Source organism: Variovorax sp. SRS16 (assembly GCF_901827165.1).
Lineage (GTDB): Bacteria > Pseudomonadota > Gammaproteobacteria > Burkholderiales > Burkholderiaceae_C > Variovorax.
In genome coordinates this window covers 5653185-5667320 of sequence record NZ_LR594666.1, presented here as the reverse complement: position 1 = coordinate 5667320, position 14136 = coordinate 5653185, and the positions used below count along the sequence as shown (strand labels likewise).

Genomic DNA, 14136 nt, shown 5'->3' with positions numbered 1-14136 from the left:
CGCTCACTCCTTGACCGAGCCGGTCAGTCCCGAGACGTAGTACTCGACGAAGAAGGAATAGATGAAGGCCACCGGCAGCGAGCCCAGCAGCGCGCCGGCCATCAACGGTCCCCACTGGTAGACGTCGCCCTGCACGAGCTCGGTCACCACGCCCACCGGCAGCGTCTTGATCTCCGAAGACGAGATGAAGGTCAGCGCATAGATGAACTCGTTCCACGACAGCGTGAAGGCGAAGATGCCGGCCGAGATCAGCCCCGGCACGGCCAGCGGCAGCACGATCTTCACCAGCACCTGCCAGCGGCTCGCGCCGTCGATCAGCGCGCACTCCTCGAGCTCGGCCGGGATCGAGCGGAAGTAGCCCATCAGGAGCCAGGTCGAGAACGGGATCAGGAAGGTCGGGTAGGTCAGGATCAGCGCCCAGCGCGTATCGAACAGGCCGAGGTTGAACACCACGTTGGCCAGCGGAATGAACAGGATCGACGGCGGCACCAGATAGGCCAGGAAGATCGCAAGGCCGACCTGCCGCGAGCCGTTGAAGCGCAGCCGCTCGATCGCATAGGCCGCCAGCACCGAGGCCGCGAGCGAGAAGAAGGTCGACACCACCGACACCAGCACCGTGTTCCACAGCCACTGCGGGTACTCGGTCTCGAACAGCAGCTTGTGGAAGTGCGCGAGCGTCGGGCCGATGACCCAGAACGGATTGCCTTCGCGCGAGAGCAGCTCCGCATCCGGCTTCACCGAGGTGATCGCCATCCAGTAGAACGGGAACAGCAGCACGATCAGGAACACCAGCAGCGGCAGGTAGACCGTCACCGCCTTGCGCGGCACCGAGTCGAGGTAGCTCATCCCGACGACATCGATCTGGCCGGGCTTGCTCATTTATCGGATCCCCCCTGTTGCCATGCGCGGCGCTGCAAGCCGAAGAAACTGAACATCACGCAGGCCAGCAGGAAGGGCACCATCGCGATCGCGATGGCCGCGCCCTCGCCGAGTGCGCCGCCCGAGATCGCGCGCTGGAAGGACAGCGTCGCCATCAGGTGCGTCGCATTGAGCGGGCCGCCGCGGGTGATGACGTAGATCAGCTGGAAGTCGGTGAAGGTGAACAGCACCGAGAAGGTCATCACCACCGCGATGATCGGCGTCAGCAATGGCAGCGTGACGTGGCGGAACTGCTGCCAGGGCGATGCGCCGTCGATGGCCGAGGCCTCGTAGTAGCTCGGCGAGATGGTCTGCAGCCCGGCCAGGAGCGTGATCGCGACGAAGGGCACGCCGCGCCACACGTTGGCCGCGATGACGGCGAAGCGCGCGTTCCACGGATCGCCGAGGAAGTCGATGTACTGGTCGATCAGGCCCATCTTCACCAGCGCCCAGCTGATGATCGAGAACTGCGAGTCGTAGATCCACCAGAAGGCGATCGCCGACAGCGCGGTCGGCACGATGTAGGGCAGCAGGATGACGGCGCGAAAGAAGGTCTTGAAGCGGATGTTCTTGTTCAGCAGCACCGCCAGCCAGAGGCCGAGCAGGAACTTGAACACGCTCGCCACCGCCGTGTAGAAGAGCGTGTTGAAGAGCGCCAGCCGCGTGACCGCATCGCCCCACAGGTACTCGTAGTTCTCGAGGCCGATCCACTCGCCGCTGCGTCCGACCTTGGTGTCGGTGAAGCCGAGCCAGGTGCCCAGGCCGAGCGGATAGGTCAGGAACAGCAGCAGCAGCGCCGCGGCCGGCAGCATGAACAGGAAGCTGAGGCCGCCGCGGCTGTTCTGCAGCCGGGTGAGTCGCGTGGTCATCGATGCGGGGCTGCGGCCTCAGACCTTGTAGTAGCGCTCGGCGCGTTTCTGCGCGCGTTCCGCGGCTTCCTTCGGCGTCTTGGCGCCGCTCGCTGCCTCGGCCACCATGTTGGGAATGATGAAGTCCGCCGCTGCGCCGGCCGATGCATAGCCGAGCTTGCCGTCGTAGCCGCCCGGGCGCAGGTTCTTGACCGAATCGCGGTAGGGCGTGTTCTTCGGATCGGCGGTCCAGACCGGATTGGCCTCGTAGGCGCGCAGCGGCTGCGCGACGTAGCCGCCGCCGCCTTCGAGCCAGGCGTCGAACTGCGGCTTCTCCATCATGAAGCGCAGGAACTCCTTCGAGGCCTGCGGGTACTTGGTGTACTTCATGATCATCTGGTTGAAGAACAGATGCGATTCGGTCGGCACGCCCACCGGCCCGATCGGAAACACCGCGTGGTTGATGTCGGCGGCCATTTCCTTGAGCTTCGGATCGGGCGAGTTCTTGGCCGCGTAGTAGATCGAGATGCCGTTGTTGGTCACGCTGATCTGGCCGTCGAGAAAAGCCTTGTTGTTGTTCGGATCGAGCCACGACAGCGTGCCCGGAATGAAGTTGGCATACAGCTCCTTGCCGTACTCCAGCGCCTTCAGCGTCTCGGGGCTGTCGATCACCACCTTGTTGCTCTTGTCCACCAGCTTGCCGCCGAAGGCCCAGATCAGCCAGTTGGTCCAGGTGCTGTCGCCGGTCGCGTTGCCGAGCGCCATGCCGCCCGGCGTGCCCTTGTCTTTCAATGCCTTGTAGAGCTTGAGGAAGTCGTCGGTATTCTTGGGAAAGGTGTCGAAGCCCGCGGCCTTGACCATGCTTTCGCGGTACACGATCAGCGAGCCCGAGGCGCCGAGCGGCAGGCCGATCCATTTCTTGCCGTCGGGCCGCATGAAGGCTTCGCCGGCCGGGTACCAGCCGCCGTATTTCCTGCCGAGGTAGTCGGCCAGGTCGGTGACGTCGAGCAGCTTGTCGGGGTACAGGTCGGCGTCGTCGTTGGTCGACAGGATGATGTCGGGCCCGGCGCCGGTGTTGGCCGCCACGGCCGCCTTGGGTCGCACGTCTTCCCAGCCTTCGTTGTCGACGCGCACCTCGATGCCGGTGGTCTCGCTGAACTTCTTGACGTTCGCCATGTAGGCATCGATGTCGCCCTGCACGAAGCGGCTCCAGCGCAGTACGCGCAGCTTGGCGCCCTTCTCGGGTTTGAAGCTCATCGTCTGCGCGTTCGCGAGCGGCGAGAACACCATGCTGCCGACGCCGAGCGAGGCCGCCGCCGCGCCGGCCGTGGCCTTGAGGATGCTGCGGCGGTTGTTGCTGAAGTCACTCATTCATGTCTCCTTGTTGTTGACGGGACCAGGGTGAAACTCAAGCCACCAGAAGCTGACCAGTGCTGGCGTCGAAAAGATGCGCTCTCTGAAGATCGGGTTGCAGATGGATCGTGGTGCCGGGCGCGAAGTCGTGGCGTTCGCGGAACACGGCCGAGAGCTCGGTGCCTTCATGGCGGCAGGCGACGAAGGTGTCCATGCCGGTCGGCTCCATCACCACCACCTGCGACGCAATGCCGCCGCCGTCGGCGAGCGTCAGATGCTCGGGCCGCGTGCCGTAGACGACAGGCTGCCCATCGGCGCCGCCGGCCGCGAGCGGCGCATCGAGCTGCGTGCCGTCGGGCAGCTCCACGCGCGCCGCGCCCGCGCCGCGCCGCAGGATGCCGGGCAGGAAGTTCATCGCCGGCGAGCCGATGAAGCCGGCCACGAACTGGTTGGCCGGATGGTCGTAGAGCTCCAGCGGACTGCCGGTCTGCTCGATGCGGCCGTCGCGCATGACGACGATCTTGTCGCCCATGGTCATGGCCTCGATCTGGTCGTGCGTGACGTAGATCGAGGTGGTCTTCAGCCGCTGGTGCAGCTCCTTGATCTCGCTGCGCATCGCCACGCGCAGCTTGGCGTCGAGGTTGGACAGCGGCTCGTCGAACAGGAAGACCTGCGGATCGCGCACGATCGCGCGGCCCATCGCGACGCGCTGGCGCTGGCCGCCCGAGAGCTGGCGCGGGTAGCGGTCGAGCAGCGGCATCAGCGCCAGGATCTCGGCCGCCTGCTTGACCTTGGCATCGATGGCCGTCTTGTCCATCTTCGCCAGCGCGAGCGCGAAGGCCATGTTGTCGCGTACGGTCATGTGCGGATAGAGCGCGTAGTTCTGGAACACCATCGCGATGTCGCGCTCCTTCGGCGGCAGGTCGTTGACGCGCTTGTCGCCGATGCGGATCTCGCCGCCGTTGATCTGCTCCAGCCCCGCGATCATGCGCAGCAGCGTCGACTTGCCGCAGCCCGACGGCCCGACCAGCACGGTGAAGGAGCCGTCGCGGATGTCGATGTCCACGCCATGGAGGATCGGGACATCACCGAAGTTCTTCTTGACTGCCTGGATCGTGACACTGGCCATGCACTGGAGTCCTGAAAGTTCGCGCGTCGGCGCCGCGGTGCGGAGGAACCCGCATCGCCAGCGCGCAGTATTGGCACGGCAATCCGAGCGCGCATCAGGGCAAACCGTTAGGAACCGGTCCTTGCAAATTGGTACGATAACCTGATAACCGCCCTCGCTTTTCCCCCCGCCGCACCGAGAACCACCCCCTCCCAGCCCCTCAAGCTGATCGTCGATCGGCTGTCGGACCGGCTGGCAGCGCACTGGTGCGCGCAAATCGAATCGGGCGCGCTCGCGCCCGGCGACCGCCTGCCGACCGAGCGCGAGCTGGCGCTGGCGCACGGCGTCTCGCGCACCGTGGTGCGCGAGGCGGTGCACCAGCTCAAGTCGAAGGCGCTGGTGCAGTCGCGCCAGGGTTCGGGCGTGTTCGTGGCCGAGCCGCCGGCCCATCAGGCGCTGGCCTTCGATCCGGCGGTGCTGTCCTCGGTGCAGGCGGTGGTCCATGTGGTCGAGGTGCGCCGCGTGCTCGAAGGCGAGATCGCCGCGCTGGCGGCCGAGCGCGCGAGCCGCGCGCAGATCGCGGCACTGCGGCGCGCGCTCAAGGCCATCGATGCCGCCGCCGCGGCCGGCCAGGACGGCGTGGCCGAGGACCTGGCCTTCCACCGCGTGATCGGCGAGGCCACCGGCAATCCGCAGTTCCGGCTCTTGCTCGGCTTCCTGGAGCAGTACCTGCGCGAGGGCATGCGCATCACGCGCGGCAACGAGGCGCGGCGGCGCGACTTCATGGAAGCCGTGCAGTCCGAGCACCGCGCCATCTTCGAGGCCATCGCCGCGCGCGATCCGGCGGCCGCGCGGCGGCGCGCCACCGAACACCTGATCCGCGGCGAACAGCGGCTGGTCGAAGGCGGCATCATCGACGGCCGGCGCCGCAAGGCGGCGGTCCGGGCCCAGCGCGCTGGCGTGCCCTCGCCCTCTTTGCGAAAGACAACGAAAGCCACGAAGGAATCTCCATGAAACTGATGATCACGGGCGGCGGCGGTTTCCTCGGCGCGCGCCTCGCGCGCACGCTGCTGCGCCGCGGCACCCTGGACGGTCAGCGCATCGAGCGCATGGTGCTGACGGACATCGCGCCGCCGCCGGCCGACCTCGTGGCCGATGCGCGGGTCGAAGCCCGCACCGGTCCGCTGCTGATGCAGACGGATGCCCTGCGCGCCGAATCCTTCGACGGCGTGTTCCATCTCGCCGCCGCCGTCTCGGGCGAATGCGAGGCCGACTTCAATCTCGGCCTGCGCTCCAACCTGGACAGCACGCGCGCACTGCTCGACGCGCTGCGCGCCCACGTGAACGCCGGCGGCCCGGTGGCACGGCTGGTGTTCTCGAGTTCGGTGGCGGTGTTCGGGCCCGACCCGGCCGTGCCGATGCCGGCGCTGGTGGCCGACGACACGCTGCCGGCACCGCAGACGTCCTACGGCGTGCAGAAGCTGATCTGCGAACACCTGATCGCCGACTACACGCGCAAGGGCTACATCGACGGCCGCGCCGCGCGGCTGATGACGGTCACGGTGCGGCCCGGCAAGCCGAACGGCGCGGCGTCCTCCTTCTTCAGCGGCATCATCCGCGAGCCGCTGGCCGGGGTCGAATCGATCTGCCCGGTGTCGGCCGACGTCTCGCATCCGATGACTTCGCCCTCACACACGGTCGATGGCCTGATCGCCGTCTACGAAACCAGCCGCGAGGCCTTCGGCGGCCGGCTGGCGCTCAACCTGCCGGCGCTCAACGTGCGCATCAGCGACATGCTCGACGCGCTGGAGGAAGTGGCCGGCCCGGCCGTGCGCGCACGCGTGCGCTTCGAGCGCGACGAGCGCATCGCCGGCATCGTCGCCAACTGGCCGCGCGGTGCCACCGCCGAGCGCGCCGCGCGCCTGGGCCTGCGGCCGCACGACAATTTCGCCGACATCGTGCGCCAGTACATCGATGATTGCGCCGCGCTGCCGAACGCGAACGAGACCCTCCAGGGCATGAACCGCTGAACACCATGAAATCCACCCCACCGACCCCATCGAAAAAGAAGAAGTTCGCGCTGCGCTCCCAGGCCTGGTTCGACAATCCGGCCAATGCCGACATGACGGCGCTCTACCTCGAGCGCACGATGAACTTCGGCCTCGGCTTCGACGAGCTGCAGTCCGGCCGGCCGATGATCGGCATTGCGCAGACGGGTTCGGACATCGCACCCTGCAACCGCCATCACCTGGTGCTGGCCGAGCGCGTGCGCGAAGGCATCCGCGATGCGGGCGGCATCGCCTTCGAGTTCCCGATCCATCCGATCCAGGAAACCTGCAAGCGGCCGACCGCCTCGCTCGACCGCAACCTGCAATACCTGTCGCTGGTCGAGGTGCTGTACGGCTATCCGATCGACGGCGTGGTGCTGACCACCGGCTGCGACAAGACCACGCCGGCCCAGCTGATGGCCGCGGCCACGGTCGACATCCCGGCCATCGCGCTCAATGCCGGGCCGATGCTCAACGGCTGGCACCAGGGCGAGCGCACCGGCTCCGGCACCATCGTCTGGAAGGCGCGCGAGATGATGGCCGCCGGCGAGATCGACGAGAAGGGCTTTCTCAAGCTGGTCGCGTCGTCGGCGCCGTCGACCGGCCACTGCAACACGATGGGCACGGCGTCGACGATGAACTCGCTGGCCGAGGCGCTGGGCATGACGCTGCCCGGCAGCGCGGCCATTCCCGCGCCCTACCGCGACCGCCAGGAGATGGCATACATGACCGGCAAGCGCATCGTCGAGATGGTGCGCGAGAACCTCAAGCCCTCGGACATCCTCACGCGCGCCGCGTTCGAGAACGCGATCGTCGTCAACTCGGCGCTCGGCGGCTCGACCAATGCGCCGGTGCACCTGAACGCGATCGCGCGCCACATCGGCGTCGAACTCACGACCGCCGATTGGGAAAAGCACGGCTACAAGATCCCGCTGATCGTCAACCTGCAGCCGGCCGGCGAGTACCTCGGCGAGGACTACTACCGCGCCGGCGGCGTGCCCGCCGTGGTGGCCGAGCTGATCGCGCAGGGCAAGATCCAGCCCGCGCTGACCGTCAACGGCAAGACCCTGATCGAGAACTGCGAAGGCCGTTTCACCAGCGACCGCCAGGTGATCTTCCCCTACGCGAAGCCGATGAAGAAGAACGCGGGCTTCCTCAACCTCAAGGGCAACCTGTTCGACTCCGCGATCATGAAGACCAGCGTCATCACGCCGGAATTCCATGCGCGCTATCTCGAGAACCCGGCCGACCCGATGGCCTTCGAAGGCACGGCCATCGTGTTCGACGGCCCCGAGGACTACCACCGGCGCATCGACGATCCGAAGATGAAGATCGATGCCCACAGCATCCTGTGCATGCGCGGTGTCGGGCCGGTGGGCTATCCGGGCGCGGCCGAGGTGGTCAACATGCGCGCGCCCGACTACCTGCTCAAGAAGGGCATCACCGCGCTGCCCTGCATCGGCGACGGCCGGCAGTCGGGTACTTCGGGCTCGCCCTCGATTCTCAACGCCTCACCCGAAGCGGCGACCGGTGGCGGCCTGGCGTTGCTGCGCACCGGCGACCGCGTGCGCATCGACCTGAAGAAGCGCACGGCGAACATGCTGGTGTCCGACGAAGAACTTGCCAAGCGCCGTGCGAAGCTGGAGGCGGCGGGCGGCTATGCGTATCCGCCGAGCCAGACGCCATGGCAGGAGATCCAGCGCGGGATCGTTGATGAGCTGTCGGGGGGCATGGTGCTCAAGCCGGCGGTGAAGTATCAGAAGGTGCATGCGACCTTCGGGATTCCGCGCGACAACCACTAGGACCAAGGCGCGCGCCAGCGCGTTCCGACGCGCAGGGCCTGCGCCTTCCTACTCGCCACACGGCAGCAGCGCGCAGCATGCATCGCTCCAACGCTGAAAGGAGCGACCATGCCAAGAGGTGACAAATCGTCCTACTCGGACAAGCAGAAGCGCGAGGCGCAGCACATCGAGCAAGGCTACGAGAAGCGCGGCGTCGCCAAGGGCGAGGCCGCGCGACGTGCGTGGGCGACGGTGAATGCCGAGACCGGCGGCGGCAAGAAGAGCGGCTCCGGCCGCGGCAAGGCCGAGAACCATGCGCCGGCCCACAAGGGCGGACGCCTGGGCGGCGAGGCGTCCGCATCGCGCAGCGCGGCCGAGCGCTCGGCCTCGGCGAAGAAGGCCGCGGCCACGCGCAAGCGCAACGCCGAGCGGGCGCGCTGAGCGCCGGCCCGGCGGCGATCAGGCGACCGCGGATTCGCTGGGTTCGGGGATCGCGCCGGATCCGCTCTGGCGCTTGGCGAGACCGGCCATCTGCAGCTCGATGCGGAACAGGCGCTCGTTCAGGATCGCGGTCTGAAGCCGAAGCGCCTCGATGATTGCGCGCGTCTGTGGATCGGGCGCGTTGTTCGACAGTTCCTGCAACTCGTGCAGTTTGTTGCGCAGCTCATTGCTCATGGTGGCACTCCGGCAGGTCGTGAGATGCCATCGTAGGCCGAGCGGCCCGATCGGGCCAGTCATTGCGCGAAGACGGGCGGGCTGGTTCAGAATCGGTCTTCATGAACATCGCCGATTCCTTCGCGGACGTGAGCCGCTTCGTCGACATCCGTCGCGACATCCATGCGCATCCCGAACTGGGCTTCGAAGAACATCGAACCTCCGAGAAGGTCGCCAGGCTGCTGACCGAGTGGGGCATCGAGGTGCACCGCGGCATCGCCGGCACCGGGCTGGTCGGCGTGCTGCGCCGCGGCACGGGCACGCGCAGCATCGGCCTGCGCGCCGACATGGATGCGCTGCCGCTCGACGAAGCCAACCAGTTCGCGCACCGGTCGACGAATGCCGGTCGCATGCATGCCTGCGGCCATGACGGCCACACCACCATGCTGCTGGCCGCGGCCTGGCACCTTGCGCAGAAGGGCGCGCGCTTCGACGGCACGGTCAATTTCATCTTCCAGCCGGCCGAGGAGATGGGCAAGGCCGGCGCGAAGAAGATGATCCAGGATGGCCTGTTCGACCGCTTTCCCTGCGACGCGGTGTTCGCGCTGCACAACTTTCCGGTCGGCGATGTCGGCCGCTTCGCGCTCAACGAGGGTGCGCTCATGGCCTCGAGCAACACCTACCGCATCACGCTGCGCGGCCGCGGCACGCATGCGTCGATGCCGCACACCGGCATCGATCCGGTGGCTGCCGTGATCGCGCTGGCGCAAGCGCTGCAGACCATCGTGCCGCGCACCATCGCGAGCACCGAGCGCGCGCTGCTCGCGGTGACGCAGCTGCAGGGTTCGGACGCGCCCAACGTGATCCCCGACACGGCGACGGTCGGCGGCACGGTGCGCACCTTCTCGATCGCGGCGCTGGACCGCATCGAGGAACGGCTGCACACGCTGGCCCAGGGCATCGCCGACGCGCACGAATGCACGGCCGAGGTGAGCTTCGTGCGCGCCTCGCCGCCGGTGGTCAACCACGCGGCCGAGGCGCGCTTCGCGGCGGGTGTGATGCGCGAGGTGGTGGGCGAGGACATGGTCACCGACGACTTCCCGGCCGTGATGGGCGCGGAGGACTTCGCCCACATGCTGCTGGCGCGGCCGGGCTGCTATGCCTTCCTCGGCAACGGCGACGGCGATCACCGGCTGGACGGCCACGGACCCGGGCCGTGCATCATCCACAACACCTCCTTCGACTTCAACGACGAGATCATTCCGATCGGCGCCAGCTACTTCGTGAAGCTGGTCGAGCGCTGGCTGCCGGCCGGCGGCTGAGAGCTCGACGGGTTCCGCGCCGCGCCGCCGCGGCTTTCTTCTCCCCCGACGTGAAAGCGATCCCGACGATGTCCTGCCTCCTCTCTCGACGTTCCCTGGCCCTCGGCGCGCTGTCCGGCATGGCGCTCGGCATGGCCGGCGCTGTGCATGCACAGCAACGCGTGATCCGCATCGTCGTGCCCTTCGGCACCGGCGCCGTGCAGGACACGGTGGCGCGCGCCTTCAACGGCGAACTCGGCGCGGCGCTGAATGCCTCGGTGATCGTCGAGAACCGGGCCGGCGCAGGCGGCTCGGTGGGTGCGGCGCTGGTGGCCAAGGCGGCGCCCGATGGCAACACGCTGCTGCTGGCGGCGGCCAGCCATCACATCGCGGGCTATCTCTACAGCAAGCTCGCCTACGACCCGCTGAAGGATTTCGTCGGCGTCGCCAACCTCGGCAACGCGGGCTATGTGGTGGTGGCGTCGAGCGCACTCAACGTGTCCAACATCGCCGAGTTCATCCGCGAGGTGAAGGCGCATCCGGGCAAGTACAACTACGCATCGGCCGGCAACGGCAGCGCCACGCACCTGGCGATGGCCTCGTTCCTCGCCCAGGCCGGGCTCGAGATGACGCACATCCCGACCAAGTCGACCGGCGAGGCGATCACCGAATTGCTGGCCGGCCGCGTGCAGGCGGTGACCTCGTCGAGCATCGGCGTGATGGGCCTGCAGAACGATGCCCGCATCAAGCCGCTGGCCTCGACCGGCAGGCTGCGCAGCCCCTTCCTGCCGAACCTGCCGACGGTGGCCGAGAGCGGCCTGCCGGGCTACGAATTCGATTCGTGGATCGGCCTGCTCGCGCCCGCAGGCACGCCGAAGGCGGAGGTCGACCGGCTCAACGCCGCGGTCGACAAGGTGCTGGCCGATCCGGCGATGAAGGACCGCTTCCTGCGCCTGGGCATCGAGCCGCGCAGCTCCGATGCGCCTGCGTTCCAGCATCTGCTGGCAGCCGACTGGCGCGCGATGGGTGCGGTGGTCAAGGCCTCGGGCGCGAGGATCGATTGAGCGCCGGCGCTCAGCCCGGCTTGCTCGGCGCGAGGCTCTTCAGGTAGAGGTGGAGCGCGCGCACGTCGGTGTCGTTCATCTCGCGCAGCGAGCCGAAGGGCATCACCTGGACCGCGCTGCCGTCCGGCCGCAGGCCGGTCTTGAAAAGACGCGCGAAGGTGTCGGCATCGGCGTAGCGCGCCATCACGCTGCCTTCGCCGGGCGAGAGCCTGGCGGCCGGCGGCCAGTCGGGCGGGCCGCCGGGTATCTTGCCGCCTTCGAGCCTGGGGCCATGGCAGCCGAGGCACATGTTGGCGACGTAGGCGCCATGGGCCACGCTGATGTCGTCGGCCACGGGCTGCTCGGGCGGGCGCGTGTGGTCGATCTTGGCGGCGGCGTCCTGGATCACGCCGAAGCCATAGAGGGCACGCACGGGCAGGGGCAGGTCGACCACCGCAGGGCCGCCCTCGGCCGGCGCGAGGTGACGCAGGTAGGCGACCAGCGAAGCGAGGTCGTCATCGGTGAGGCGGTTGTAGTCCTCGCTCGGCATCACCATCAGCGCCCGGCCTTGCGGGGTCACGCCGTGGCGGATGGTGCGCTCCCAGTCCGCTGGGCCATAGGCGGCGACCGCGCTGCCGGGGCCGGGACTGATGTTGGGTCCCGCGATGCGCATGCCCTTGCCGTCGTCGAGAAACAGGCGGCCGTTGCCCTGCGCACCATGACAGTCGACGCAGCCGCGCGAGGCAAAGAGATAGCGGCCGCGTTCGAGCGCCGCGGCGTCGTCGCGGAAGGCGACCGCCGTCACCGGGACCTCGACCTTGCGCTGCATTCTGTGGCGCGCCAGCTGGTCGCCGGCGAAGAGGGCCAACGCTGCGAGCGCGATCAGCAGCGCGAGCCCGATCACGGTGCGCCGCAGCCAGCGGCGGGAACTTGTGGTTGTCATGCGGTCTCCTTCTCCGGCGAATTTGCCGCATTGAATCACTTTCGGGCCCGCGCGGGGAGTGCACGCGGCGGCGCCGGCGTCCGGCCGGCCGTGACTAGGGCGTGTCGGGCTCGGGGGAATCGCCGGAATCGCCGAGCGGCGGACAGTTCCAGTTCAGCAGCTCGGCCAGCCGTCGCACGATCCATTCGGCCTCGCCCGCCGGGACGCCCGCGTCGGGCGTGCAGAGGCCGGCGTGGATGCGCCGCAGGATCTCGTCTTCCGAGGGCACCTCGACGTGATGCAGCAGTTGCGCCTGCTGTACCAGGTGATTGGCAAGGTCCTCGCACACCTCGTAGCGCGCGCGCACGACGGCGATCGGCTCGGCAAGGCGCTGCCGCGCGTCGGTGTAGACCGCGAAGAACGAAGGCGGGATGTCGATCTGGTAGTCGTCGGACATGGGGGGCGTGAGCTTCCAATGAAAAACGCGCCCGGGGGGCGCGTTTTCGGAGTCGGCGGCGCGCCGAGAAGGCGCAGCCCGCTCAACCGCCCTTCTTGGCCCGCTTGCCGGGGTTCTTCTTGCTGCGGGTCGCGGTGCCGCGCTCCAGGCTGACCTTCTGGCCGCCGCCCGACTTGGGGACGTTGTAGCCGGGTTGCGGAACGGGCTTGGGGGTGGCCAGGCGATCGGCCTCGGTGCGGATTTTCTTGGGCATGGGACGCTCGGATAAAAAGAAATCGAAGGACGTGATTAGGCCACATCGTCGAGCAGCCGTACCTTCACGGTCTTGCCCTTGACGCGGCCGGTGGAAAGTCTGTGCGCGGCCTCGCGCGCGATGCGCCGGTCGACCGCCACGTAGGTGGAGAACTCGTTGACGTTGATCTTGCCGACCTGCTCCTTGGCGAAGCCGGCCTCGCCGGTGAGCGCGCCCAGCACGTCGCCGGCGCGGATCTTCTCCTTGCGGCCGCCAACGATCTGCAGCGTGGCCATCGGTGGCCGCAGCGGGCCTTGGGCATCGGCGGTGAGTTCGGCCAGCGGATGCCATTCGGACTCGCGGCCCTGCAGCTGCTCGATCTTTCCGACGCTGCCCATCTCGTCCATGCCGGCGAGGCTCAATGCCAGGCCTTCGGCATCGCCGCGTCCGGTGCGGCCGATGCGGTGGATGTGGATCTCGGCATCGGGCGTCACGTCGACGTTGATCACCGCTTCGAGCTGCGCGATGTCGAGGCCGCGCGCTGCGACGTCGGTGGCGACCAGCACCGAACAGCTGCGATTGGCGAACTGCACCAGGACCTGGTCGCGCTCGCGCTGCTCCAGCTCGCCGAACAGCGCCAGCGCGCTGAAGCCCTGGGCCTGCAGCACCTGGACCAGGTCGCGGCACTGCTGCTTGGTGTTGCAGAAGGCCAGCGTGCTGGCCGGGCGGAAGTGGTTGAGCAGCAGGCTCACGGCGTGCAGCCGTTCGCTGTCCTTCACCTCGTACCAGCGCTGGCGGATCTTGCCTTCCTCGTGCTGCACCTGCACCGTGATCTGCTGCGGGCTCTTCATGAACTGCGCGCTGAGCTTGGCGATGCCTTCGGGGTAGGTGGCCGAGAACAGCAGCGTCTGGCGTTCCTTCGGGCACTGGCGGGCGACCTTGGCGATGTCGTCGAAGAAGCCCATGTCGAGCATGCGGTCGGCTTCGTCGAGCACCAGCGTGTTGAGGGCTTCGAGTTTCAGGCTGCAGCGTTCGAGGTGGTCCATGATGCGGCCCGGCGTGCCGACCACGACGTGGGCGCCGTGCTCGAGGCTCGCGAGCTGCCCGCGCAAGGCGACGCCGCCGCAAAGCGTGACCACCTTGATGTTTTCTTCGGCGCGGGCCAGGCGGCGGATTTCCGTCGTCACCTGGTCGGCCAGTTCGCGCGTCGGGCACAGCACCATCGACTGGATGGCGAAGCGGCGCGGGTTGAGGTTGGCGAGCAGCGCCAGCGCGAAGGCGGCGGTCTTGCCGCTGCCGGTCTTGGCCTGCGCGATCAGGTCACGGCCGAGCAGCGCCACCGGCAGGCTGGCCGCCTGAATCGGCGTCATCTGCAGATAGCCGAGCTGCGTCAGGTTCGCCAGCGTCTGCGGCGTGAGCGGCAGCGAAGCGAAGTCGGCGGCGGATCCTGTGGGGGTCACGCGGGCGTCGA

Annotated in this window: 15 protein-coding genes; 6 read left to right on the top strand and 9 right to left on the bottom strand. The window is 68.0% G+C overall.

Annotated features, from left to right (window positions below):
• Window positions 1–3 precede the first annotated feature (3 nt).
• The 4 genes from E5P2_RS27300 to E5P2_RS27285 are packed head-to-tail and all read right to left on the bottom strand — an operon-like array spanning window position 4 to window position 4248.
• Window positions 4–879, bottom strand: coding sequence for a carbohydrate ABC transporter permease (locus E5P2_RS27300; protein WP_162570210.1), 876 nt, complete (start codon window positions 877–879; stop codon window positions 4–6).
• Window positions 876–1787 carry a carbohydrate ABC transporter permease gene (locus E5P2_RS27295; protein ID WP_162570209.1) on the bottom strand — a complete coding sequence of 304 codons (912 nt, stop codon included), beginning with the start codon at window positions 1785–1787 and terminating at the stop codon, window positions 876–878. The genes E5P2_RS27300 and E5P2_RS27295 overlap by 4 nt, the downstream gene beginning before the upstream one ends.
• Window positions 1788–1805: 18 nt before the next feature.
• A complete protein-coding gene (locus E5P2_RS27290; protein WP_162570208.1) occupies window positions 1806–3137 on the bottom strand; it encodes an ABC transporter substrate-binding protein in 1332 nt (443 codons plus the stop codon).
• Window positions 3138–3174: 37 nt separating this feature from the next.
• Window positions 3175–4248, bottom strand: a complete 1074-nt coding sequence (locus E5P2_RS27285) for an ABC transporter ATP-binding protein (RefSeq protein WP_162570207.1) — start codon at window positions 4246–4248, stop codon at window positions 3175–3177.
• A 141-nt stretch (window positions 4249–4389) separates the two neighbouring features.
• On the opposite strand from E5P2_RS27285, the gene E5P2_RS27280 reads away from it, so the two are divergent.
• The 4 genes from E5P2_RS27280 to E5P2_RS27265 all read left to right on the top strand — a co-directional run bounded on the left by E5P2_RS27280 (window position 4390) and on the right by E5P2_RS27265 (window position 8497).
• Window positions 4390–5241 (top strand): FadR/GntR family transcriptional regulator, encoded by an 852-nt coding sequence (locus E5P2_RS27280; protein WP_332107570.1) that lies wholly within the window; start codon window positions 4390–4392, stop codon window positions 5239–5241.
• Window positions 5238–6257 carry a D-erythronate dehydrogenase gene (gene denD, locus E5P2_RS27275; RefSeq protein ID WP_162570206.1) on the top strand — a complete coding sequence of 340 codons (1020 nt, stop codon included), beginning with the start codon at window positions 5238–5240 and terminating at the stop codon, window positions 6255–6257. The genes E5P2_RS27280 and denD overlap by 4 nt, the downstream gene beginning before the upstream one ends.
• 5 nt (window positions 6258–6262) lie before the next feature.
• On the top strand, window positions 6263–8077 hold the full coding sequence (locus E5P2_RS27270; RefSeq protein WP_162570205.1) for an IlvD/Edd family dehydratase: 1815 nt from the start codon (window positions 6263–6265) through the stop codon (window positions 8075–8077).
• Between the two features lie 108 nt (window positions 8078–8185).
• Window positions 8186–8497, top strand: a complete 312-nt coding sequence (locus E5P2_RS27265; RefSeq protein WP_162570204.1) for a plasmid stabilization protein — start codon at window positions 8186–8188, stop codon at window positions 8495–8497.
• A gap of 18 nt (window positions 8498–8515) precedes the next feature.
• On the opposite strand, the gene E5P2_RS27260 is transcribed toward E5P2_RS27265, so the two are convergent.
• On the bottom strand, window positions 8516–8731 hold the full coding sequence (locus tag E5P2_RS27260; protein ID WP_162570203.1) for a hypothetical protein: 216 nt from the start codon (window positions 8729–8731) through the stop codon (window positions 8516–8518).
• A 101-nt stretch (window positions 8732–8832) separates the two neighbouring features.
• Between E5P2_RS27260 and E5P2_RS27255 the strand changes: the two genes are divergently transcribed.
• A complete protein-coding gene (locus E5P2_RS27255; RefSeq protein WP_162570202.1) occupies window positions 8833–10032 on the top strand; it encodes a M20 aminoacylase family protein in 1200 nt (399 codons plus the stop codon).
• Between the two features lie 68 nt (window positions 10033–10100).
• The gene (locus E5P2_RS27250; RefSeq protein WP_162570201.1) at window positions 10101–11075 is read left to right on the top strand and encodes a tripartite tricarboxylate transporter substrate-binding protein; all 975 of its coding nucleotides are present in this window, start codon (window positions 10101–10103) and stop codon (window positions 11073–11075) included.
• Between the two features lie 10 nt (window positions 11076–11085).
• Here E5P2_RS27250 and E5P2_RS27245 read toward each other — a convergent pair whose 3' ends face one another.
• From E5P2_RS27245 to dbpA, 4 genes are all read right to left on the bottom strand, one after another.
• Window positions 11086–11997 carry a c-type cytochrome gene (locus E5P2_RS27245; protein WP_162570200.1) on the bottom strand — a complete coding sequence of 304 codons (912 nt, stop codon included), beginning with the start codon at window positions 11995–11997 and terminating at the stop codon, window positions 11086–11088.
• A gap of 94 nt (window positions 11998–12091) precedes the next feature.
• Window positions 12092–12433 (bottom strand): hypothetical protein, encoded by a 342-nt coding sequence (locus tag E5P2_RS27240; protein WP_162570199.1) that lies wholly within the window; start codon window positions 12431–12433, stop codon window positions 12092–12094.
• 82 nt (window positions 12434–12515) lie between these two features.
• Window positions 12516–12686: a hypothetical protein gene (locus E5P2_RS27235; protein ID WP_174259910.1), complete on the bottom strand. Its 171-nt coding sequence runs from the start codon at window positions 12684–12686 to the stop codon at window positions 12516–12518.
• 35 nt (window positions 12687–12721) lie between these two features.
• Window positions 12722–14125: an ATP-dependent RNA helicase DbpA gene (gene dbpA / locus E5P2_RS27230; RefSeq protein ID WP_162570198.1), complete on the bottom strand. Its 1404-nt coding sequence runs from the start codon at window positions 14123–14125 to the stop codon at window positions 12722–12724.
• Between the last annotated feature and the right edge of the window lie 11 nt (window positions 14126–14136).